This is a genomic window from Streptomyces griseobrunneus, assembly GCF_046713465.1.
Lineage (GTDB): Bacteria > Actinomycetota > Actinomycetes > Streptomycetales > Streptomycetaceae > Streptomyces > Streptomyces microflavus.
In genome coordinates, this window is the sequence record NZ_CP177080.1 from 2,468,169 (window position 1) to 2,490,107 (window position 21,939).

Consider the following 21,939-nt stretch of genomic DNA (forward strand, 5'->3'; position numbering starts at 1 on the left):
GCCTGGGTCCGCGTCCCGGCCCGGGTCCGGACCCGGGCCGCCCACCCCCGCGTCCGGCGGGCCCCGTCAGCCCTGGGGCAGCACCTCCGGACCGGTCAGCAACTCCCTCAGCTGCTCCCGGGAGACCGGGGGCGCGTCCAGCAGCGGCCCCTGGGTGCCGGTGCTCTCGAACCCGGTGCTGGAGCGCACGAGGAGCTGGGAGCCGTCCCTCTGGACGAGTCGGCCGGTCAGCTCCGGTCCCCAGCGGACGTCGCCGCCGCCCCGGAACTGCATGGCGTCGTTCCACACTGTCAGCACCCGGCCGTCGGGGAGCACCTCACGGGTGCAGTGGGTACGGAAGGTGCTCGGGGGCACTTCGGTGCAGAGGTCCTCGTCCGGATCGGCCGGGCGGCCCGTCTTCTCCGTCACGGCCTTCCGGTCCTCGTAGGAGAGGACGAGATAGCCCACGCCGCCGTTCTTGCGGAACGCGTACTCACCGTCCAGCGGCCCCAGGTAGTCGGGGGTCACCTGCTCGGGCGGCAACTGCTTGGTGAGGGCGAGGATCATGACCTGTTCGATCTCTCCCACGTCCGGGGGCAGCAGTGCGTCAACCCGCTCCGCCTTGGTGCCCGCGGGGCCGGGTGCCGAGTTCGTCTGGGACCCGGTCGGCAGAGGCGTCGTCGCCACCGCGGAGTGGGCGGTGTCCGCCGGCCCGCCGGCCCGGGCCACCGTGAACGCCCCGGCCGCGACCGCCGTGAGCGCCGCCGCCGAGACGACGGCCCGGCGGCGCCGGCGTATCCGGGCGACCCTGGCGTACACCGCATCGGTGGAGAACCCCGGGGCCCCTGCCTCGTCGGCGGCGCGGTCGAGCAGCTCGTGAACGTCGTTCATACCAATTCCTCCGCCATCCCGGCGCGCAGCGCCGCCAGGCCACGAGCCGCGTGGCTCTTGACCGTGTTCGTCCGCATCCCGAGCGCCTCGGCCGTGGCCTCCACGCTCAGGTCCTCCCAGTAGCGGAGGACCAGCACCGCGCGCTGCTTGGGCGTGAGCCGGGCGAGCGCCTCCCTGACGACCAGGCCGGTGTCCGTGTCGGACGTGGCCATCTGGCGGTCGGGCAGTTCGGCGTACGCCTGCTCGCGCCGCCAGAACCTCCGGCGGCTCGCGATGAAGGTGTTGACCAGCGTCTTGCGGGCGTACGCCTCGATGTTGTCGAGGCGGCCGTGCCGCCGACCGCCGAGGACGACCTTGACCAGCGCGCTCTGGACCAGGTCCTCGGCCTCGTGCCGGTCGCCGCACAGCAGATAGGCGCTGCGGAACAGCGCGGTCCGTCTGCCCTCCACGAAGTCGTGCAGCGCGGCGTCCTCACCGGTCCGCATTCCGGCCCCACTCCGGGATCCGCATGGACCGCCCCCCTCTTCCCCCGGGCCCGCGGCTGCGGACCGTCTCACCCTTTCAGTGCGTCGGGGGGTGCGGGAGGTTGCGGGATTCAGGCCGCTACTTCACCGCGAGGACCAGAGTGTCCGAGGGGGAGGCCCACACCGCGCGGGCCTCGCCGAAGCCGGAGGCGAGCAGGGTGCGGGCGTGCCAGTCGGCGGAGGGCATGTCGCCGTCCGCGTGCTCGCCGTAGATCGCGAACCGTTCGGCGGTGGGTCCGGCGAGTACGGGGTCCTTGGCGGCGACGGCCCACCACTCGGCCCAGTCCAGGGCGCCGGCGGCCTTGGCGCGGTCCATGGCGGCGTGCCGGTGGGCGCGTTCGGCGGCGTTGATCCGGGGGGTGCCGGGGTCGATCGTGCGGTCGGCGTTCATGAAGACCCCGCCGTCCCGGACGAGACCGCCGAGCTGCCCGTACAGCACGGCCAGCGGCTCGCTGTGGAACCAGTGCAGGGCGGTGGCGGTGAGGACGGCGTCGTACGAGGTGTGGGGCAGCCGCGTGGTCCAGTCGGGGTCCTTGAGGTCGGCGGTGACGAAGGTGACCCGGTCGTCGCCCTCGAAGGTGCCGCGGGCTATCGCCAGGAGAGCGGGGTCGAGGTCGACGCCGGTGCTCGTGGCGTCCGGGAACCGCTTCAGGAGCCGGTCCGTAATACTTCCCGTACCGCACGCGAGGTCGAGGACCCGGGGCGCGGGGCCGACGACCGCCTCGACCATGTCCAGCATCACCCGGAACCGCTCCTCGCGGTCGGGCATGTACCACTCCTGCTGCCGGTCCCAGCTCTCCTGCCAGGACTGCCAGTCGGTGCTCGTCCCCGTCTCCGTCACGCCAACCTCCAAGTAAGACTCATTGATGTCAGCCACCCATTACACTGGCCGACACCCAGACCCTAGACCGACCTGGTAAGGACTACAAGTGGAACTGGCCTATTACTCGGACTACGCCGTGCGCCTGGTCAACACCGAGGAGCCGGCCCGCAACAAGGACGCCCTCACCTCGGTCGAAGCGGTCCGGGAACTGTTCGGCGCCAACCAGCAGGCGGCGCGGCGGACGACGGACGCGGACGTGACCCGCTTCCGTTCCGTACGGGCCCGGCTCCGCGCGGTCTTCGAGGCGGCCGACGGCGGCGACGAGACGCTCGCGGTCGACCTGCTCAACTCACTGCTGCTGGAGTTCCCGGTGAGCCCGCAGATCTCCGGGCACGACGCACGGGACGAGGACGGCAGGCCGGACTGGCACATGCACCTGGCCGACCACCCCTCGAACGCGACCGCCGGATACGCGGCCATCGCGGCGATGGGCCTCGCCTTCCACCTGACCTCGCACGGCGTGGACCGGCTCGGCCTGTGCGAGGCGGCCCCGTGCCGCAACGCCTACCTGGACACCTCCACCAACCGTTCCCGGCGCTACTGCTCGGACCGCTGCGCGACCCGGGCCAACGTGGCCGCCTACCGGGCCCGCAAGCGGGTGGAGGCGGACCGGACCGGCCTCAGCGCCGAGGCCGCCCAGCCGAGCACCTCGGTCACCGACCGCTGACCCTTGGAGCCCTTGGCCGGGGGCCGGTAGCGGGCCCGCACCCGGGCCAGTACGAGCTCCTCGGGGACCACCCCGTAATCCGTGCTGTCCCCGCCCGCGAACGTGTTGTCGCCCCGCACCCACCAGCCGCCCGGCCGCTGTTCGACCGCCCGCTTCACCACCAGCAGGTCCTGCTGGAAGGGGTGACGCAGGATCACCACGTCACCGGGGCGCACCGGCACCCCGTACTGCACCAGCAGCAGGTCCCCGTGGTAGAGCGTGGGCACCATCGAAGGCCCCGTCACCTCCACCACCCGCAACGGCCGCCGCCCGGCCCGCCCGCCTCCGGACACCCGTCCCAGCTCCGGCACCTCGGCCACCTCCCGGTCCTCCTCCGGCACACCGTCCCGCGTACCGCGTTCCGCTCCGTACATTCGGCCGACGACCCGATTCCCACCCCGGACTTTTGACCTAAGCCCCTGGGGCAGCCACGGAAAGCGGCGCTCCACGGAGTAATGTCCCACCTGAGAAGACGATCACGAGGAGGACAGCTCCATGCTTTCCCGCCTGTTTGCCCCCAAGGTGAAGGTCAGCGCCCACTGCGACCTGCCCTGCGGCGTCTACGACCCGGCCCAGGCCCGCATCGAGGCCGAGTCGGTCAAGGCCGTCCAGGAGAAGTACCAGGCCAACGAGGACGCGGACTTCCGCACCCGCGCGGTCCTGATCAAGGAACAGCGCGCCGAGCTCGCGAAGCACCACGTCTCGGTGCTCTGGAGCGACTACTTCAAGCCCCCGCACTTCGAAAAGTACCCGGAGCTGCACCAGCTGATCAACGACACCCTGAAGGCGCTCTCCGCGGCCAAGGGCTCGAACGACCCGGCGACGGGCCAGAAGGCCCTGGACCTGATCGCCGAGGTCGACAAGATCTTCTGGGAGACCAAGAAGGCTTGATCCCCGGTGGGACCGGCCGGCCTGCCCTTCGCGGCCGGTCGTGTCACCCATCCGACCGCACCCGGTTCACGGGTCGCCGAATTCGGCGGCTCCGGTGGACCGGGTGCGGTCTTTCTGCGCTCGGGCGGTCGCCTTGCGTTCGGGCGGCCACCCTGCACTCGGGCGGTCGCAGGTGGACGGGGTACCATGAGAACGCAACGAAACGATACGTCTCGTCTCAAGCATTGCGAGGTTCGCCATGGACCGCTTCGTCGATGTCGCGCCCGGTGCCCGGCTCTGGGTGGCAGAGCGCGGCGCCCCCGACGCCCCCGCCCTGCTGCTGGTCATGGGTGCGCAGGCATCCGGGCTCGGGTGGCCGGACGAGCTGGTGGAGCTGCTCGCCGCCCGCTTTCGGGTGATCCGTTACGACCACCGCGACACCGGGCGCTCCACCTGGATCTTCGCCGAACAGCCCTATCCGCTCACCGCACTTGCCGAGGACGCCGTGCGGGTGCTGGACGCCCTGGGGGTCGAGCGGGCCCATCTGGTGGGCATGTCGCTCGGCGGAATGCTGGTCCAGCTGATCGTCTCGGACCGGCCCGAGCGGGTGCTCAGCGCCACCCTGATCGGGACGGGTGCGCTCAGCTCCGTACCGTACGAGCATCCGGACGGGACCCGGACGCCGGCCGAGGAGCTTCCCGGTGTCTCGCCAGGACTGCTGGAAATGTGGGCCCGGCCCGTCGAGGACCGGGGGCCGGAAGCGGAGTTGGAGCGGCGGGTCGAGCACTGGCGGGTGCTCGGTGGTGACCGGATTCCTTTCGACGCCGCCTATGCCCGCGAGCAGGAGCGCCGGATCATCGCGCACACCGGGCACCACCACGCCGGTACCGCGCACGCCCGGGCCGACGCCTCCGGCATGGACCGGACCGAAGCCCTGGCGCGTACCCGGGTCCCCACCCTGGTCGTCTCCGCGCCTGCCGAACCCGTCTACCCGCCGCCCCACGCCCGCCACATCGCCCAGGCGGTCCATGGCGCCCGGCTCGTCGCGATTCCCGGCATGGGGCACGCGCTGCCCCGTGAGGTGCATGCCCCGCTCGCCGCCGCGATCCTGAACCACGCCGGGCAGAGCTGACGCCGACCCCCGTACCCCCGTACCTGCGTGATACCTGGGAGCTACGCCGAAGATCCACTCCTCAGCGGGACGTCAACTACCCCTCCCTCTCCGTAACTTCTGTACTGGAAACGGACAAAGCTCCCCGGTACGGAAGGACCCCATCCCATGGCGGACCGCCCGCGCAGACGCCGTCTGCGCCGCACCCTGCTCGCCGCTCTCGTCACCTTCGCGGTGGCCGTTCCGGTCTCCGGGGCGGCCCGGCCCGCCGCCGTGCCCGCCCCCGCGCCGACCGTGCTCGGGCCGCTGCGGGACGCGGGGCCGGCTGCGCTGGAGGAGCGGTACGCGGTCAGCCGGCGGGACATCCGGGCGGCCGGTCGGGTCGCGGACGGGCACGGGGATCTCAAGCGGGCGGCCTCCCTGCGGGCGATGGCCGCGCCGGGGCGGCAGTTCCTCTCCTTCGACGGGCGCGACGGGGGCCGGAGCGTGGAGGTAGTCGGGGAGCTGTCCTCGGCCCGGCGCGTCGCGGTGCTGGTCCCCGGGGCGGGCATCGGCCTCGACGCGTACGGGCGGCTGAGGCGCGGGGCGGTGGCGCTCCAGCGGGAGTTGGGGGAGGGCGGGGCGGTCGTCGCCTGGCTCGGGTACCGCTCGCCCGCCACCGTCAGCCCGGCCTCGCTGACCGAGGGGCGGGCCGCCGAGGCCGCGCCGGGGCTGCGGGCTCTGGTGGACGGGCTGAGCGCCACCCTGCCGGGCGCCCGGGTCACCCTGCTCTGCCACTCCTACGGTTCGGTGATCTGTGCCCGGGCCGCGTCCGGGACCGCGGCCGACGCCATCGTGCTGTACGGAAGCCCCGGTACCGGCGCCCGGGATGTGGCCTCGCTGCGTACCGGGGCGCGGGTGTGGGCCGGGCGTAGCGGCGGGGACTGGATCGACCGGGTGCCCCATGTCCGGGTGCGGGTGCCGTTCGTCGCGACGGTGGGGTTCGGGACCGATCCGGTGGCGGACCGGTTCGGGGCCGAGGTGTTCGACGCGGGCGACGGTGGCCACAGCGACTATCTGCTGCCCGGTTCGCGGTCCCTGACCAACCTGACCCGGATAGTCTCCGGCCGCGCCCCGCTGGAGGCCTCCCATGCCTGACGTGCGTGAGTCCTCCCGTCGTGTCGTCGCGCGGATCGAGGCCGCCACCCCGCCCGGCCGCGACCGGGCCGTCGATGCCCTGCGGGCCCTGGCCATCCTGGGCGTGGTGGGCGGCCACTGGCTGGTGACCGCGCTGGTCGCCGACAGCGGCACCGTACGCGGGGCGAGCCCGCTGGCGTACCTGCCGCACCTCACCCCGGTCTCCTGGGTGTTCCAGACCCTCGCGGTGTTCTTCCTGGTGGGCGGGATGGTGGCGGCCGGGAGCTGGGCCTCCGCGCGCAAGAGGGGCGTGCCGTACGGGCAATGGGTGGGCGGCCGCCTGGCGCGGCTGTTCCGGCCGGTGGCGGCGGTGCTCGTGGTGTGGACGCTCGCGGCGGGCGCGATGCTCGCCTCGGGGGTCGGCGAACCCACCGTGCTCGCCCTGGCCAAGCTGGTCTGGTCGCCGCTCTGGTTCCTGCTGGTCTTCGCCGCGCTGACCGCGCTGACCCCCTTGGTGGCGCGGCTCCACCCGCTGTGGCCGCTCGCCGTGGTGCTCCACGTCGACCTCGTACGCTTCGGCCTCGGCGGACCCGGCGAGCTCGGGTGGATCAACGTGGTCGCGGGCTGGCTGGTGCCGTACTGCCTGGGGGCGCTGGTCGCACGGGGCGGGCTGCGCGGCCGGAGGAACAGCTGGGCTCTGCTGCTCGGTGGAGCTGCGGCGGCCGTCGCGCTCGTGCTGTGGGCGGGCTATCCGGCCTCCATGGTCGGCGTTCCGGGCGGCCGGATCTCCAACCTGGACCCGCCGAGCCTCGCCGCCGTCGCCTTCGGGCTGGCGCAGTGCGGGGCGGCCCTGCTGCTGCTCGGGCCCCTGCGCCGGGCGCTGCGCAGGCCCGCCGCGTGGGCGGCGGTGGCGCTGGTGAACCTGGCGGCGATGACCGTCTTCCTCTGGCATCAGACAGCGATGATCGTCGTCACGGCGAGCGCGCTGCTGGTCGCCGGTGAGCCGCTGCCGGGTCTGCACACCGTGCCCGACGGCGTCGGCTGGGTGGTCGCCCGGCTGCTCTGGCTCCCGGTGTTCGCCCTGGCCCTGCTGGTGTGCTGGGCCGCGTTCCGGAACTACGAACAGGGCGGGCAGAGGAGGAGCAGCCGCTCCCTCCTCGTACGGGAGTCGACTTCCGGGCCGTCCCCCGAGCGGAAGCAGGTGGTGCGTCGTGCCTAGTCTGAACGCGGGTGAGTCCGAGGGGGCGGTGGGGGACGTGAAGGTGTCGGAGGCCGGGAAGGCGCCGAGGGGCGTACGGCTGCGGGCCGCGGTGCGTCGGGCGCCGCACGCCCTGTGCAAGGAGCTGTGGTCGGAGCCCGCCGACCGGGTGCCGCGCATGGGAGAAGCCGACGCCCCGGTGTGGCGGCCGGTGTTCCTGGTGCTGCTGGTGATCACTGCGGTCGGGATCACGGTGATCCGTACCGTCGAACTCTCCCCGCACGGAGCGGCGGTCAGCGGGCCGGCGGTGCTGGTGGCGGTCGCGCAGTCCGCGGTGCTGGTGGCTGGAATGATCCGTCCGGTGGGGTCGTGGTGGGCGGCGACCGTGCTGGCCGTCGTGGCGGTGCTGGTCACCGTGGCCGGCGCTCCCGCGCATCTCCCGTACCCGCTGGTCAGCACCGTCCCGCTGACCCCGGAGGTCCTGTACCCCTCCCCCTTCGCCGGGGCGGCGCTGCAGGGCGGTGCCCTCTTCCTGCTGGCGCTGCGGGTCCGGCCCCGCCGGGCGGTGGCCGCGCTGGTGCTCTCGATGGCGCTGGCGCTGTTCCTGGCCCTGCGCACACCGCCCCTGCCTCAGGTCAGCCTTGTCGCGTCGGTGCTCGTGTTCTCCACCGCGCTGGTGCTCGGTACCGCGCTGCGCAGCGTGCGGCTCGCCCGTAAGGACCTCGACGTCCAGGTCGAGCTGACCGCCGACGAGCGGGCCCGGCGCACCCTGCTGGAGGAGCGCCACCGGATCGCCCGTGAGCTGCACGACGTGGTGGCCCACCACATGTCGGTGATCTCCATCCAGGCGCAGGTCGCCCCGCACCTGGTGAAGGACCCCACGGACGAGCTGAAGGAGAACCTCACGGGCATCCGCGAGAACGCCCTGGAGGCCCTCGCCGAACTCCGCAGGGTGCTGGGCGTCCTGCGCTCGGAGGAGGCACCCGCGCAGAGCGCCCGGCACACCCCGCAGCCCAGCCTCGACCGGCTCGGCAGCCTCATCGGCTCCGTGCGCTCCGCCGGTCTTGACGTCACCCTCTCCACCACCGGCGAGCCGCGCCCCCTGCCGCCGGGCGTCGAGCTCTCGGCGTACCGCATAGTGCAGGAGGCCCTGAGCAACGTGGTGCGGCACGCTCCCGGGGCGAGCGCCCGGGTGGAGATCGGCCACCGGGCCGGCGGGCTGTCCGTCCGCGTCACCAACACCGCGCCGGTCCGCGCGTCCCCCCTCTCCCCCGGGGTCCGGCACGGCCTGCTCGGGATGCGCGAGCGCACCACGATGCTCGGCGGCGACCTGGCCACCGGGCCCATGCCGGACGGGGGTTGGGAAGTCACCGCGATCCTGCCCGTTGCTTTCCCCGCCACCACCACCGCTCCCAAGGCCACCGCCACGACCGAGGACGCCCCATGACGCCACCCATCCGCGCAGTGATCGCCGACGACCAGATGATGGTCCGCCAGGGCTTCACCGTCCTGTTGAACGCCGAGCCGGACATCGAGGTCGTCGGGCAGGCCGTCAACGGCCTCGACGCCGTCGCCAAGGTCGACGAACTCACTCCGGACGTCGTCCTGATGGACATCCGGATGCCGGAGCTGGGCGGCATCGAGGCGACCCGCCGGATCACCTCACGCGAGGGCTCCGAGGTGAAGGTGCTCGTGCTGACGACCTTCGATCTCGACGAGTACGTGTACGAGGCGCTGCGCGCGGGCGCCTCCGGCTTCCTGCTTAAGGACGCGTCGGCCGACGAACTCGCCAACGCGGTACGGGTGGTGGCGGCAGGCGACGCACTGCTCTCCCCCAACATCACCAAGCGGCTGATCGTGGAGTTCTCCCGGACCGCCGGTGCCCCGCGCGCCCCGCTGAAGGAGCGGATCGGGGATCTGACGGAGCGGGAGACGGAGGTGCTGTCCCTGATCGCGGCCGGCCTTTCGAACGCGGAGATCGCCGGGCAGCTGACCCTCGCGGAGCAGACGGTGAAGACCCATGTGGGCCGGATCCTGGTCAAGTTGGGCGTCCGCGACCGGACCCAGGCGGCGGTGTTCGCGTACGAGTCGGGGCTGGTGCGCCCGGCCAACCTCTGACCCGTCGCAGGGCCGATCCCTGACCCGTCGCAGGGCCGATCCCTGACCCGCCACCAGGCCATCCTCCGACCCGTCCCCGGAAGCTCCCTCCGACCCGCCCCCGGAGGGTTGCCGGATCCCGTTTCGTAGGATCGCCTCCGTGACAACGGGGAACGGGGCAGGAACAGAGAGCGGCGGAGCGGCGGCGCCCACGGAGATCGAGCGTGCGCTGGCCGGAGCGGTAGCGGGCGGGGGCGGCGACGCGGTGGTGGAGGTGCTCGCGCGGACCCGGCTGTATGTGCTCGTCGCCCGGCTGCACGCGGACATCCCCGGCTGGACGGCCCCGCTGCCCACGATCCGCGACGAGGCCACCCGGCGGACCTGCGTCCCGGTGCTGACCCCGGGGATGCTGCCGCCCTGGCACTCGGAGTGGGTGTTCCGTGAGGTGAGCCTCGGTGAGCTGGCCCGGAGCCGGCCGTACGACGTGCGCCGGCTCGCGGTGAACCACGGCACGCCGTACGCGGCGCTGGTCGACGCCCGGCCCAGGCACCTCAAGGCCTGGCTGAAGGCCGTCGAGCGCTCCGGCGGCCCCGAGCACGGTGTCCTGCTCACCGACAGCGGCGGACCGCTGCACGGCCCGCTCGCCCACGGGCTGGCGCTCGGCGCCCATCTGGCCGTCGCCAACGGCCTGATCTGGAACCGGCTCGGCGCCGCCTACGAGGACTACGCGACGGACCGGGCCCGGCTGCGGAGTCCGTGGGGCATCCCGCACCGCGCCGAGTACCGCGACCGGCTCGCCTCACTGATGAAGAACCAGCTGGTCGGCCGGGCCCAGGAGGCCGTCCTGCGCACCCGGCACACCCTGGCCGCCCGGCTGGGGCGCACGCCGACGCGTGAGGAGTGGTCCGAGGCGGTGGCCCGTGCCTTCACCGCGCGCGACGCCCACGACCGGGCGCTGGCGGACCGGTCGCTCCACCACATCGCCCGGTACGAGGACAGATTCCGGGCCGACGGCGTGCTCGCCCCGGACGGCCGCGTCGACACCCTGGCCGCTTTCGACCTCGGCCGGGCGGTCAACGTCGTACGGCTCGCGCTAGGCGCCCGGTTCGGCGATCCGCACGAGGCCGAGCAGGACGTGCTGCGGCTCGGCGAACTCGCCCGGGGGGCCTACTCCTCGTGGGCGGACTTCTCCCTCGGCTACCTCATGGCCCGCATCGTCCACCGGGCCGAGGACGACGGCCCGGAGGCGGCGGAGCCCACGTACCGGCAGTCGCTCGCCGAGCACCGCATGCTCACGCAGGACCCCACCAGCCCCTACCGGAACATCCCGTGGTCATGAACCCGATCTCCCCGAACCACCCCCCAGCTCACCCGGCTCCCCCGGCTCCCTGGATCCCGCCGTCGGAGACCGAGCAGCTCCTCCACGAGGCGACCCTCCGCAGCGACGCACGGGCCCAACTCGCGGCACTGGCCGGGGCCGAGCTGTACATCCCGGCCCCGCGCGCCGAGGTGGACGCGAAGCCGGACACCATCACCTGGCGCGCGCACCACGACCCGTCGGGGTTCGTCTGCCGGCCCGTGCTCACCCGGGGCATGCTGCCCGCGTGGCATCCGGACTGGGTCTTCCACAGGGTCTCGCTGCGCTGGGTGGCCGAGTTCGGCTGGCCCGACGCGGGAATGTTCCTGGGGGTGAACGTGGGGACGCCCGGCCAACTGCTGCTGCCGGCGACGCCGACCGAGCGGGCGCTGTGGCAGCGGGCGTACGCGGAGAGCGACCGTCTCCCGGAGAACCGGCTGCTCGCGCTGCGCCACGGTGCGCTGCACGGGCCGCTGGCGTACGGGCTGGCCTGCGGGGCGCACCTGGCGATCGGGAACGCGGTGCCGTGGAACGAGGTCGGCACGGTCTACCGGGAGTACACCACCGAGCGCGATCTGCTCCGCGACTCCTGGGGCATCACCGGCCACGCGGAGTGGCGCAAGCAGCTGGACGCCCTGTTGGACGCCCGTAACAGTCCCCCGGAACCGGACTTCGTGCTGCGCACCCGCGAGCAGTTGGCGGCGGGGATCGGGGAGCTGCCCCCGGCCGATCTGTGGCGGGAGACCGCCGCCGGCCACGCCCAGGACCTCGGGGCCGACGCGGGCTCGGTCAAGGGCATCGAGGACCTCGTACGCCGGATCATGCGCTACGAGGCGCGGTTCCGCGCGGACGGGCTGCTGCCGCCGGACGGCCGGGTGCGCACGACGGTCGCCTACGACTACGGGCGGGCGGTGAACCTGGCGCGCTGGGGGCTGTCGGCGCGCTACTGCGCCCCGGCCGACGCGGAGCAGGCGATCGTCTACGCCGGGGCGCTGAGCAAGTCGGCCCACCGCTCCTGGGAGGAGTTCTCGGCGGGATACTCGCTGGGGCGGGTGCTGCGGTTCGACGAGGAGGAGTACGGGCCGTTCTACGAGAAGAACGTCCTCGCCCACCGCCTGCTGACGGAGAGCGAGGGCAGCCCGTGGCGCCACATCCCGTGGCGGTGAGGCGGGGTCTCCCGGTCAGCCGCCGGGCAGCAGGTGGCGGTAGCTGTCCGGGTTCTCCGTGAGGAATTCGGTGAAGCTCTTGGCCGGGTGGCCGGTGAGCGTGGGCACCGCGTCCGAGACGGCGGCCAGTTCGCCGTTGGCGATCGCCTCGTACGAGGTGACCCAGCCGGCCACCTCCCACTCCTGCGCCCCGTACCCGGCCCGCGACGCGTAGGCCTCCTCCCGGGTCTCGGGGACGTAGACGACGGGACGCCCGGTGACCCGGCTCAACTCCTCGGCCGCCTCGGCGAGGGTGAACGCCTCGGGGCCGGTGAGGTCGTAGGCCCGGCCGTCGTGGGTTTCCGACTCGTCCAGCAGTACGGCCGCCGCGGCGTCCGCGATGTCCTCGTGGGCTACGGCCGCCACCCGCCCGTCGCCGCCCGGACCGCGCAGTACGCCGTCGGTCCCGGTCATCGCGGGCAGCCCCGCCAGGTACCAGTTGTCCCGCAGGAACGTGTGGCGCACGTCGGCCGTGCGGATGTGCGCCTCGGTGTGCCAGTGGTCGCGGGCGAAGGTGAACGTGGCGTCGGGTGCCGCGCCCTGGAAGGACACGTACACGATCCGCTCCACGCCCACCGCCACGGCCGCGTCCACCGCCGTGATGTGCTCGCGCACCCGGTCGGGGCTCTCGTGGGCGGAGACCAGGAACAGGGTGTGCGCCCCGTCCAGGGCCCGGCGCATGGCCTCGCCGTCGCCGTAGGGGGCGGCGGGCGCGCGGTCGGCGCCCGGCAGGTCGGGGAGGCGGGCCGGGTCGCGGCCGAGGAGGCGTACGGGGACTCCGGTACGGGCGAGCCGCTCGGCGACCCGGCCGCCGACCGCTCCGCTCGCTCCGGTCACTGCGGTGAGGGGGCCGATCACTGGGGTTCGTCTTCCTCTCGTCGTGCTGCGGGCTCTCCGTGTGCTGCGGGCTCTCCGTGTGCTCCGTGCCAGGGCCGCACCTCCACGACCGCTTCCACCGGGAGCGGTCCGTACAGGTGCGGGAACTCCTCGCCGCCGGGCTTCATCGCCTCGTACCGGACGGGGTAGGTGAGGCGGTCGGGGTCGACGACCAGGACCACCAGGTCATGGCCGCGGTCCCCCATCCCGTCCTCGCCTCCGCTCCCGGGCCTGTCCCCGTACAGCATTCTTGCCACGCCCGGGAGTTGGCTGGGCAGGGAGAGGTGGATGAAGCCCTCCTCCTGGAGGGTGCGGTCGCGGGTGGACATCTCGTACGTCCCCTTCCCGCGGGCCGCCTCCCACAGGGGTGCTTCGGCGAGGTGCAGCAGCAGTTCGGTCATCGAACCACGCTAGCGGGCGTGGCTAGTACGTGCGGCGTCGCGCCCGGCGCGTGGCCACGAGGACCGTTCCACCGGCGGCCACCAGCGCTGCCGCGATGGAGCCGATGATCCATTCACCGCCCCTTGACCCGGTGTCGGGCAGTTGACCCCCGTCGGACGGGGAGGGGGTCGGCTTCCACGTCGGCGTGTCGGTGGGAGTCGGTGTGGGCTCGGTGGGGGTCGGGGTCGGGTCCGTGGGGGTGGGGGTCGGGTCCGTCGGCGTGGGAGTGGGGTCCGTCGGCGTCGGAGTGGGATCCGTGGGGGTCGGCGTCGGAGTCGGGTCCGTCGGCGTCGGAGTGGGATCCGTCGGCGTCGGCGTCGGGTCCGGGGCGCAGGTCGGGAGGTCGCCGTCGAACGGGTACGCGTGGATCTCCTGGCCGCCCGAGCGGCCCGACGAGGTGTGGGTGAGCGAACCCGCCGTGTAGAAGCGGCCGTTGGTGCCGCTCATGGAGAGCGTGGTGGTGCTGGCCGGCTGACCGACCAGCACGCTGCCCTGGAACTGCGCCGGACCGGTCAGCGTCAGGTCCGTCGCGTCCGGGAAGTTCCACAGGAGGCGCTCGCGGAGCCCCGCGTTGGGCAGGGACCCCATGAACGTGGCGACCGTGCGGGCGCTCCCGTACACGTTGACCAGGACGGTCGCCCCGGCGGGGATGCCATTGAAGGTGAACCCGGCGTTGCCGCCCATCGAGGAGACGAGGTCCGTGTCCACGTCGAAGACCTGGATCGCCGAGGTGCCGTCGCCCGTGAAGGTGAAGGTGTCCCCGGTCCTCGTCCAGCTGCCGGTCGTCGCACGGTGCGCGTCGCCGTCGTACGCGTAGCACCGGCTGGCCTCGGTGAGCTCCGGGCGCAGGCCGGTGAACGGGGCGACGGCCTCCGGGTCTTCGCGCGGGGCCGTCAGCGGGTTGACCGTGCCGCTCAGGGACCCCGCGTGGACGACCCGGCCGGAGTTCGCACCCTCCTCGGCGAGGAGGCGCTTGCCGGCCGCGATGGTGATGTCGCCGCCCACCGTCAGATAGTCGGAGCCGTCCGGCGGCGGTACCCGCGAACCGACGCCCGCGACACCGACGTTGTAGATGTCCGAGGCCTCTTCCCGCTTGTCCATGTCGAACCGGCCGAGGGTGACGATCTTCCCCTCGGCCTCGGCGGCGGCCTCCCTGACCAGGTAGTCCCCGCCGACGTAGATGTTGATGTTCTCGTCGTAACCAGCGACCGGTCCGTTGTTGGGGTCGCTCCAGCTGGGCGGGCAGCTGCTGCCGAGACAGGGGCCGAGTCCGCCCGGCAACGGATCAGCGGAGGCGGCCGGGGCCAGCATGCCCACCATCGCCGCGGCCGTCGCCACTGTCACTGCTGCCCGGATTGCGTTGCCGCGCCTGCGCGCCTGTTGTTCCATGCCGCGCAATATGCATCTTTAATGCTAGTCATTTGTTATGACACGCCGGATTTACCCCTATGCGTCGACCTATAGGAGGGTGTCGACCCGCAGGAGGGTTCAGAGAGCCAGCAGCTTCTCCTCCAGCCGGGGATCGAGGCCGACGGCCGGCCGGTCCGGCCGCTGGGGTGCGGTGCCGCCCCGCTCGCACAGCCATGCCCAGGTGTCGGCGACGGTCTCGGCGGCCGGCCGGCAGTGCAGCCCCGCGGCCTCGGCCTTGGCGTGGCCGCCCCGGAACAGGGTGTCGTACAGCTCTTTCTCCGGCAGCCAGATCGGCAGTCCGGTCCAGGGCTCGACCCCGGCGGCCAGCAGGGTCTCCGGGTCCGTCCAGCGCAGCTCGGCGTCGGAGCCCGTGACCCGGACACAGGCGTCGAGCAGTTCGCCGATGGTCGTGTGGCCGGGGCGGCTGACCGTGTTGTACGCGCCGTGCAGCCCTGCCGTCGCGGCGTCCAGGAGCCAGCTCGCCAGGTCGCGCGCGTCGACGTACTGGAGCTCCGTGGTACGCGGGCCGGGGGCGATCACCGGGCCGCCACGGGCGATCCGCGAGAGCCACCAGGGCAGCCGTCCGATGTTCTCCCCGGGGCCGATGATCAGCCCCGCCCGTGCCAGCAGCGCCCGGTCGCCGAAGGCGTCGAGGGCCGCCAGCTCCCCGCCGCGCTTGGCCCGGTCGTACGGCACTTCACCGTCCCGGCCGTCCTCGTCGGGAGAGGCTCCGGCGACCAGCGGTCCGTCCTCGTCCAGCCCGGCGGGCGCCGGGTAGGCGTACACCGAACGGCTGGAGACGTACGTGTAGTGGCCCGCGCGGCCCGCCAGGAGCCGGGCGGAGTCCCGTACGGCGGTGGGCACCCCGCTCCAGGTGTCGACCACGAGGTCCCAGTCGCCCGCGTGGCCCGCGAGCGCCGCGAGGCCCTGCTCCCCTCCCGTACGGTCGCCCGTCAGCACGCGCACGCCCGGCGGCGGCGCGTGGTGGCCGCGGTGGAAGACGGTGACCTGCCAGTCCCGCTCCAGCGCGGCCTCGGTGACGGCCCGTCCGACGAACTCCGTACCGCCCAGCATCAGTAGCCTCATGCGCCGAGCCTGCCCGCTCGGGCCGCCCCCGGGAACACCAGCACGCTGTCAGCAGAACGGGGAACTTCCCGGGCGCCACGACGCCAGGTCAGGGCGTCAAGGTGTGCGGGCGAGCGGGCTGCGGTGGCGCAGCAGCCATTCGTAGTAGCCGCTGGAGCGCCGGGCCGCCTCCCGGTAGGCATCTTCCAGCTCCGCGTACGCCATCGAGGTGTCCGTCTCCGGCCGGGAGACCAGGAGCAGCCGGACGGCTAGCGGGTCGTCGCGCAGCGGGCGGATCGCCATGTCGTCGCGCGGTCCGGAGGTGGGCTGGCAGGGCGCGACGGCCTCGCCGAGCACGACGAGGGAGGCCGCGGTGAGGTAGTCCCCGTGCAGGACCGGCGGGTCGAGCCCGGCGGCCCCGAGCACCCGGCGTACCCCGTCCCACTCGCCGTCCACCGTCGGATCGACCATCCACCGGTCCCCGGCCAGGTCCCCGAGCTCCACGACGCGGCGGCGGGCGGCCGGATGGTCCCGGGAGAGGGAGATGAACTGCGGTTCGCGGTCCAGGAGTACGCGTTGGTCCAGGCCGGCCGGGAGGTCCAGCGGGCAGCCCTCCACCTCGTGCACGAAGGCGACGTCCAGCCGGCCCGCGTCGACCGAGCGCAGGAGTGCGTGGGCCGAGACGTCGACCCGCAGGGATATCTCCGTACCGGGCAGGGCGACCCGCAGCCGGCGGAGCCAGCTTCCGATGACCCGGCTCGCGGTGGAGCCGATGCGCAGCCGGGGGCCCCGGGAGCGGGTGGCGTCCGCCTCCGCGAGGGCGTGGGTGACCAGGGCGCTCATCCCGTCGACGAGCGGCCGGGCCCGGCTGAGGACGGCCCACCCCAGGGGGGTCGGGCGGCAGCCGGTGCGTTCGCGGCTGAACAGCTCGGCGCCGAGCGAGTTCTCGATCCGGCGCAGCTGGGTGGTCAGGGAGGGCTGGCTGACGCCGAGCCTGCGCGCCGCCTGGTGCAGACTGCCCGCGTCGGCGATGGCGCACAGCGCCCTGAGGTGCCTTACCTCAAGCTCCATGAAGCGGAGACTACGACCGGCCACGCCTGTGGCACCAGCGGCCACAACCGCATCAAAGGGCGTTAATTCAGGGAGTGTTGGGCGGTACGACATCGAGCGATGTCATGGTTGCGCGGCTCGGCGGAGGCGGGGATAGGCCGGTGCTATCGCGGGTTGGCATCATCCCCGGCGGGTGTCCGCTCCCCCACACTCTCCCCGTACCGCCCCGCGCCCCGTCCGTTCAGCGGACAACCCCCACGGCGTGGGTTCACCGGACAGTAGGAGAAATCCCCCATGAGACACCTCCGGACCGCCATCGCCTCCGCCATCGCCGGGCTCGGCCTCGTCGCCGCGCTGGGTACGGCTCCCGCGGTCTCTGCCGCTCCTGCCCCTGCCGCCTCCACCCCCGCCACCATCGCCGCGTACAACGGGTCGGGCGAGAACGCCGCCGCGAACCGGGCCTTCTTCGACGCGGTCATGAAGTCCGTCGCCGAGAAGCGGGCCGCCAACCCGGGCGCCCTGGCCGTCACCGTCACCTACAGCACGGCCTCCGCCCCGAGCTTCCGCACCCAGATAGCCAACAGCACGCGGATCTGGAACAGCTCGGTCTCCAACGTCCGGCTCCAGGAAGGCTCCAACGCCGACTTCACCTATCGCGAGGGCAACGACCCGCGCGGTTCGTACGCCTCGACCAACGGGCACGGCCGGGGCTTCATCTTCCTGGACTACCGGCAGAACCAGCAGTACAACTCGACCCGCGTCACCACGCACGAGACCGGGCACGTGCTCGGCCTGCCGGACACCTACTCCGGTCCGTGCAGCCAGCTGATGTCCGGTGGCGGCCCCGGCCCGTCGTGCACCAACGCCCAGCCGGACGCCAACGAGCGGTCGCGGGTGAACTACCTCTGGCAGAACGGCTTCGCCGCCGCTCTGGCCGGCACCGCCTCCTGACCCCGGGCGGACCGACCCGCACCACCCGCCATCAGCTGACCGCTTCACCCGCATGAGCAGAGGGCCGTTCCGGACGCGGAACGGCCCTCCGTGCTGCGGCCGGAGACAGGGCTCGGCCCGGAAGCGCCGACGAGCCTGCGCGCTCAGCCTTCTGCCGTACGCCGGTGGCGTCAGGTGGACAGTTCGGCGCGGACCAGCGTCAGCAGCTCCTCCTCCGTCATGCCCAGCTCCCGGGCGTCCGCGACCACTTCGCGGACCCGCTCCAGCAGCTGGGCCCGGCGGGGCGAGGCGCCCGCGGTGACCACCGCACCGCGGCCGCGCCGCAGTTCGATCAGCCCCTCCTCGCGCAGTCGCTGGTAGCCGCGCAGCACCGTGTGAACGTTCACCCCGAGGGACTCGGCGAGCACCCGGGCGGCTGGGAGCCGCTCGCCCGGGGTCACCGTGGAGTCGGCGACCGCGCGGCGCACCGAGGCCGCGATCTGGTCGCCGAGCGGCACGGTGGAGGTGGGGTCGAGCCGGAACAGCATGGTCAGCGCCCCGCCCGGTTCCGGTCGACGAGGGTGTTGAGCAGGGCGGCGCCGGTCGCGGAGTCCTGGACGGTGACCGCGAATTCACGTCCGCCGGTCTGCCGGGCGACGATGGCCTCGCCCGAGCGGACGATGAAGCCGGTGCGGCCCGGGCGGATGCGGTAGCCCCAGCCACCGAACTCCGCGACCGCGTCGACCTGCCGGCTGTCCGCCGACTCGATGCGCTCCAGCGGGACCTGGACGCGGGGCCAGGGCAGCAGACCGGAGACGGTGAGGCCGCGCCGGTCCACGGTGACATGGGCGCGGCTGAAGGCGAGCACCAGCAGGGTGAGGACCAACAGGGCGGCGCCGACGTACCGGTTGCCCCCGTAGCCGAACCCCGTGGCGGTGGCCGCGAGCACCAGGGCGCCCACCGGAGTCCACCAGGCGCCGGTGGTGCGCGCCCGGCCGGCCACCTCACCGTCGGCGAGCGCGATCCGCTCGCGGTCGGCGGGGTCCTTCCCCGCGTCGGGGTCTTCCGGTGCCGGGACCAGCCGGGCCAGCAGCAGCCCGACCGCTCCGGCCAGGGCAGCCACCCCGAAGGCCACGGCGAGGTGCCACATGGGGAAGCTGCCGGCCGGCCCCCCTTCGGGTGTGTCCAGGTTGACGATCAGGGCGGCGCCCAGCACGTACTGGAGGAAGGCGGCGACGGCCCAGCCGCCGCCGATGAGCAGGCGGTGGGCGCGCCCGTACATCCTTCCGCCGACCGCCATGAGGACCCACACGGCGCCGAGCACGGGCAGCACGGGGGCGGTGGCGAGGACGTAGGTGGTGCGGTCGACATAGCCGTTCGCGTCTCCGGAGACGTCGAAGTGGCCGGCCAGCCGGGCGGGCAGCCGGTCCTTGAGGGCGATGAAGAGGATCAGGTGGATGAGGAAGGCGAGGACAAAGGGCAGGGCCGCGAGTGTGGCGAGGCCAAGGTTCTTGCGTGTCATGGAAACGTCCATTGTTCGCATGTTAGTAGAACAACTGGAGGTGAGGCAATGGCGTTGCGGCAGCGGGCGCCGTGCCCGGGTGCGGGAACAGGCGCGGGAACAGGTCTGCCCCGTACCGGAGTTGCGATACGGGGCAGGGATGGGCAGGTGGGAAGGTGCCGGTTCTCAGGCCGGTTCGAGGGGGAAGGCTCCCCGGTGGCCGGTTCCGGCGCCCCGGACCGGGCGCACCTCGAACTCCTTGCAGCTCCAGATCTCCTGGACGAATCCGGTCCGCCGGTCCCACAGGTCCAGCACGGCGTCCTCGCCCTCCGTGTCCCGGTAGGCGTCCTTGGCCCCGCGGAAGCAGGCGAGACCGCCGGAGAGACCGCGGCCGGGGGCCGGGAAGTAGTCGGAGAAGGCGCAGGCGATGCAGGTCTGGAGCTGGATGCCGTCCGGGAGGACGCGCTGGATCGCCGTCAGCGCGGCGGCGAAGTCGCTTTCGGCGCGGGCGGATTCGTACACCGCGCCGTCCAGGTGGAGGGTGAGGTAGAGGTCCGGGTCGACCCGGCGCAGGGAGAGCAGGCAGCCGAGGGTGGCCTGGCGCAGGGCGCCCGCGACGAGGACGGGCAGCGGGAGGTCCCACTCCAGTACGCAGTCGGTGAGCGCGCCGTCCGCCAGGGCGAACATCCCGCTCTCCGGAGGTGTGCCCGACACCGGTGCCAGGTCGTCGAGGCTCTCGCCCTCGAAGTCGACCCCTCTGATCCGGATCCGGAGCTGCTGTCCGTCCGTGGTGAGAACGACGGCATCGGAACCGTTGCGGTCCCGGTACCAGCCGGCCCACGACTCATCTGTCATGAGCAGGGACTGTAGTCCCTGTCCGGCGCGGCCCCGGTGCCACCCTCCGCCGACGGGTCAACCCGCTTGCGGCTCACGCCACATGGGCCACATCGACGGGCCGTCGGGCAGTTCGACGGCGCTTCCCAGGAAGCGGAAGCCGAGCCGTTCGTAGAGCGTACGGCTGCGGGCACTGCTCGCCTCCAGGTAGGCGGGTACGCCGTCACGGTCGCAGCGGTCCAGCTCCGCCCGGATGAGCTCGGCCCCAAGGCCCTCCCCCTGGCGCTGCGGGGAGACACCGATCATGAGCAGGTAGGAGTGGGCGCGGTCGTGCGGGTGCACCTTCCCGGTCAGCCTTCCGACCAGTTCGCACCGCTCGTTGTCGGGGTCGGCGGTCTGCCGCATCAGGGCGGGTGTGGGGTCCTCCTCCTCGGGCGCACCGGCGGGCACCGGCAGCCACAGGGCCACCGCGGCGCCGTCCTCCGCCACGTCGATACGGCCTTCGGCGAGGGTGATGTCGGCGAAGACGCCGAGGAACCTGCCGTGCACCGCCCGCCGGTGCGCCTCGTCGGGGAAGACCCAGCTGCTCACCGGGTCGTGGTGGAAGGCCTCCTCCAGGACCGCTACGACCAGCTCCCTGTCGTCCTGGCCCGCCTGCTGTATGCGTATGCCCATGACCGGCTTCCGCCCCTTCGCCTGCTGCTTCCGGCTCCCGATGAGCCTCCGGAATCATAGGAGTTGAGAGGCGGGCGCCGGTCGGAGCGGGCCGGTCAGCTGGTGCGGCGGGTGACGAATTCGGCCAGGGCCAGCAGGTCACCGGCCCCGCCGGGTTCGGGGACCGCCCGGGAGAGGTGGTGGACCGCCCGGGCCATCCGGTCGGCGGCACAGACCTGGGCCCAGTCCCGGCCGCCGGCCCGGTCCACGGCGTCGGCCGCCCGGTCCACCTCCGCGGAGGTGGTCATGGGCCCCCGGTAGAGCGCAGCGAGCTCGGCTGCGGCCGGGGTGCCGGAGGTCAGCGCCGCCACGACGGGCAGCGACTTCTTGTGGGCGGCCAGGTCCGCGCCGACGGGCTTGCCGGTGAGGGCCGGGTCGCCCCAGATGCCGATCAGGTCGTCGATGAGCTGGAACGACAGGCCGGCCTCCCGCCCGAAGCCGTCCATGGCACGGACCGCCCGGTCCTCCGCCCCGGCGTAGAGGGCGCCGAGCGCGCAGGCGCAGCCGAGCAGGGCGCCGGTCTTGGCCGTCGCCATGGTCAGGCATTCGTCCAGGGTGACCTCGTCCGGGCCGCGGTCCTCGAAGGCGCAGTCGGCCTGCTGGCCCGCGCAGAGCTCGATGACACAGGTCGAGAGGCGGGCGGATGCCCGCTGTGCGGCCGGGTGGGTGTCCTCGGCCAGCAGCCGCTGGGCGAGGGCCAGCATGGCGTCGCCGGTGATGATCGCGTCCGGGACGCCGAAGACGGCCCAGGCGGTGGGCCGGTGTCTGCGGGTGGTGTCCTCGTCGATGACGTCGTCGTGGAGCAGGGTGAAATTGTGCGCCAGCTCGACGGCTACGGCGGCGCGCACGGCGCGTTCCGGATCGCCGCCCAGTGCGCGGGCGGCGGCCAGCACGAGCGCCGGCCGGATGGCCTTGCCCGCCTGTCCGGCGGCGGGCGTTCCGTCGGCGTTCTCCCAGCCGAAGTGGTACATCGCGATCCGGCGTATGCCACCCGGCAGCGATTCCACGGCCGATCGCAGATGCGGGTCGACGAGTCGGCGGGTGCGCTCCAGCAGCGCCGCGGCCTCGTGCCCTTCCGTCGCTGCGTCCGTACTGGTCATGGTCACGGTCACTCCCTGGGGCGGTGCGATGGGGCGGGCCCCGGGGGCCCGGCCGGTGTCGGCCGACCGGACCCCCGGGGG

24 protein-coding genes are annotated in these 21,939 nt (G+C 73.2%); 10 read left to right on the forward strand and 14 right to left on the reverse strand.

Features of this window, described 5'->3' with window-relative positions:
* Positions 1-66: 66 nt before the first annotated feature.
* From ACK8N7_RS10755 to ACK8N7_RS10765, 3 genes are all read right to left on the reverse strand, one after another.
* Positions 67-870 (reverse strand): hypothetical protein, encoded by an 804-nt coding sequence (locus ACK8N7_RS10755; protein WP_403209671.1) that lies wholly within the window; start codon positions 868-870, stop codon positions 67-69.
* Positions 867-1,355, reverse strand: a complete 489-nt coding sequence (locus tag ACK8N7_RS10760) for a SigE family RNA polymerase sigma factor (protein ID WP_032757922.1) — start codon at positions 1,353-1,355, stop codon at positions 867-869. The genes ACK8N7_RS10755 and ACK8N7_RS10760 overlap by 4 nt, the downstream gene beginning before the upstream one ends.
* A 118-nt stretch (positions 1,356-1,473) precedes the next feature.
* Positions 1,474-2,235, reverse strand: a complete 762-nt coding sequence (locus tag ACK8N7_RS10765; RefSeq protein WP_500442038.1) for a class I SAM-dependent methyltransferase — start codon at positions 2,233-2,235, stop codon at positions 1,474-1,476.
* An 88-nt stretch (positions 2,236-2,323) separates the two neighbouring features.
* On the opposite strand from ACK8N7_RS10765, the gene ACK8N7_RS10770 reads away from it, so the two are divergent.
* A complete protein-coding gene (locus ACK8N7_RS10770; protein WP_403209667.1) occupies positions 2,324-2,944 on the forward strand; it encodes a CGNR zinc finger domain-containing protein in 621 nt (206 codons plus the stop codon).
* Here the strand turns inward: ACK8N7_RS10770 and sodX are convergent.
* The gene (sodX, locus tag ACK8N7_RS10775; RefSeq protein ID WP_500442040.1) at positions 2,857-3,357 is read right to left on the reverse strand and encodes a nickel-type superoxide dismutase maturation protease; all 501 of its coding nucleotides are present in this window, start codon (positions 3,355-3,357) and stop codon (positions 2,857-2,859) included. The two genes, ACK8N7_RS10770 and sodX, sit on opposite strands and share 88 nt — an antisense overlap.
* A 121-nt stretch (positions 3,358-3,478) precedes the next feature.
* On the opposite strand from sodX, the gene sodN reads away from it, so the two are divergent.
* The 8 genes from sodN to ACK8N7_RS10815 all read left to right on the forward strand — a co-directional run bounded on the left by sodN (position 3,479) and on the right by ACK8N7_RS10815 (position 11,898).
* The gene (gene sodN, locus ACK8N7_RS10780; protein WP_109163657.1) at positions 3,479-3,874 is read left to right on the forward strand and encodes a superoxide dismutase, Ni; all 396 of its coding nucleotides are present in this window, start codon (positions 3,479-3,481) and stop codon (positions 3,872-3,874) included.
* Positions 3,875-4,112: 238 nt separating this feature from the next.
* Entirely contained in the window at positions 4,113-4,985 is an 873-nt protein-coding gene (locus tag ACK8N7_RS10785) for an alpha/beta fold hydrolase (RefSeq protein WP_500442042.1), read from the forward strand.
* A 147-nt stretch (positions 4,986-5,132) separates the two neighbouring features.
* On the forward strand, positions 5,133-6,101 hold the full coding sequence (locus ACK8N7_RS10790) for an alpha/beta hydrolase (protein WP_500442043.1): 969 nt from the start codon (positions 5,133-5,135) through the stop codon (positions 6,099-6,101).
* Positions 6,094-7,299 (forward strand): acyltransferase family protein, encoded by a 1,206-nt coding sequence (locus tag ACK8N7_RS10795; protein WP_500442045.1) that lies wholly within the window; start codon positions 6,094-6,096, stop codon positions 7,297-7,299. The genes ACK8N7_RS10790 and ACK8N7_RS10795 overlap by 8 nt, the downstream gene beginning before the upstream one ends.
* Positions 7,292-8,725, forward strand: coding sequence for a sensor histidine kinase (locus ACK8N7_RS10800; RefSeq protein ID WP_500442047.1), 1,434 nt, complete (start codon positions 7,292-7,294; stop codon positions 8,723-8,725). The genes ACK8N7_RS10795 and ACK8N7_RS10800 overlap by 8 nt, the downstream gene beginning before the upstream one ends.
* Positions 8,722-9,396 carry a response regulator gene (locus tag ACK8N7_RS10805; protein ID WP_500442048.1) on the forward strand — a complete coding sequence of 225 codons (675 nt, stop codon included), beginning with the start codon at positions 8,722-8,724 and terminating at the stop codon, positions 9,394-9,396. The genes ACK8N7_RS10800 and ACK8N7_RS10805 overlap by 4 nt, the downstream gene beginning before the upstream one ends.
* 139 nt (positions 9,397-9,535) lie before the next feature.
* Complete coding sequence (locus ACK8N7_RS10810; protein ID WP_500442050.1) at positions 9,536-10,714, forward strand: DUF1266 domain-containing protein; 1,179 nt, start codon at positions 9,536-9,538, stop codon at positions 10,712-10,714.
* Entirely contained in the window at positions 10,711-11,898 is a 1,188-nt protein-coding gene (locus tag ACK8N7_RS10815; protein ID WP_500442051.1) for a DUF1266 domain-containing protein, read from the forward strand. Before ACK8N7_RS10810 ends, ACK8N7_RS10815 begins: the two co-directional genes overlap by 4 nt.
* Before the next feature lie 15 nt (positions 11,899-11,913).
* Here the strand turns inward: ACK8N7_RS10815 and ACK8N7_RS10820 are convergent, their stop codons facing one another.
* From ACK8N7_RS10820 to ACK8N7_RS10840, 5 genes are all read right to left on the reverse strand, one after another.
* Positions 11,914-12,795, reverse strand: a complete 882-nt coding sequence (locus tag ACK8N7_RS10820; RefSeq protein ID WP_055559613.1) for an SDR family oxidoreductase — start codon at positions 12,793-12,795, stop codon at positions 11,914-11,916.
* The gene (locus ACK8N7_RS10825; protein ID WP_500442053.1) at positions 12,792-13,214 is read right to left on the reverse strand and encodes a DUF952 domain-containing protein; all 423 of its coding nucleotides are present in this window, start codon (positions 13,212-13,214) and stop codon (positions 12,792-12,794) included. The genes ACK8N7_RS10820 and ACK8N7_RS10825 overlap by 4 nt, the downstream gene beginning before the upstream one ends.
* Positions 13,215-13,236: 22 nt before the next feature.
* Positions 13,237-14,643 carry a choice-of-anchor A family protein gene (locus tag ACK8N7_RS10830; RefSeq protein ID WP_500442055.1) on the reverse strand — a complete coding sequence of 469 codons (1,407 nt, stop codon included), beginning with the start codon at positions 14,641-14,643 and terminating at the stop codon, positions 13,237-13,239.
* 99 nt (positions 14,644-14,742) lie between these two features.
* Entirely contained in the window at positions 14,743-15,750 is a 1,008-nt protein-coding gene (locus tag ACK8N7_RS10835) for an NAD-dependent epimerase/dehydratase family protein (RefSeq protein ID WP_500442057.1), read from the reverse strand.
* Between the two features lie 96 nt (positions 15,751-15,846).
* Complete coding sequence (locus tag ACK8N7_RS10840) at positions 15,847-16,800, reverse strand: LysR family transcriptional regulator (RefSeq protein ID WP_500442059.1); 954 nt, start codon at positions 16,798-16,800, stop codon at positions 15,847-15,849.
* A gap of 273 nt (positions 16,801-17,073) precedes the next feature.
* Between ACK8N7_RS10840 and snpA the strand changes: the two genes are divergently transcribed.
* A complete protein-coding gene (gene snpA, locus ACK8N7_RS10845) occupies positions 17,074-17,730 on the forward strand; it encodes a snapalysin (protein ID WP_403209643.1) in 657 nt (218 codons plus the stop codon).
* A gap of 170 nt (positions 17,731-17,900) precedes the next feature.
* Here the strand turns inward: snpA and ACK8N7_RS10850 are convergent, their stop codons facing one another.
* The 5 genes from ACK8N7_RS10850 to ACK8N7_RS10870 all read right to left on the reverse strand — a co-directional run bounded on the left by ACK8N7_RS10850 (position 17,901) and on the right by ACK8N7_RS10870 (position 21,858).
* A complete protein-coding gene (locus tag ACK8N7_RS10850; RefSeq protein WP_015611281.1) occupies positions 17,901-18,257 on the reverse strand; it encodes a GntR family transcriptional regulator in 357 nt (118 codons plus the stop codon).
* Between the two features lie 2 nt (positions 18,258-18,259).
* Positions 18,260-19,231 (reverse strand): DUF1648 domain-containing protein, encoded by a 972-nt coding sequence (locus ACK8N7_RS10855; protein WP_500442062.1) that lies wholly within the window; start codon positions 19,229-19,231, stop codon positions 18,260-18,262.
* 165 nt (positions 19,232-19,396) lie between these two features.
* The gene (locus ACK8N7_RS10860) at positions 19,397-20,065 is read right to left on the reverse strand and encodes a DUF6304 family protein (protein WP_403209639.1); all 669 of its coding nucleotides are present in this window, start codon (positions 20,063-20,065) and stop codon (positions 19,397-19,399) included.
* Between the two features lie 57 nt (positions 20,066-20,122).
* Positions 20,123-20,719 carry a GNAT family N-acetyltransferase gene (locus ACK8N7_RS10865; RefSeq protein WP_500442064.1) on the reverse strand — a complete coding sequence of 199 codons (597 nt, stop codon included), beginning with the start codon at positions 20,717-20,719 and terminating at the stop codon, positions 20,123-20,125.
* Positions 20,720-20,814: 95 nt separating this feature from the next.
* Positions 20,815-21,858, reverse strand: coding sequence for a family 2 encapsulin nanocompartment cargo protein polyprenyl transferase (locus tag ACK8N7_RS10870; RefSeq protein ID WP_500442066.1), 1,044 nt, complete (start codon positions 21,856-21,858; stop codon positions 20,815-20,817).
* Between the last annotated feature and the right edge of the window lie 81 nt (positions 21,859-21,939).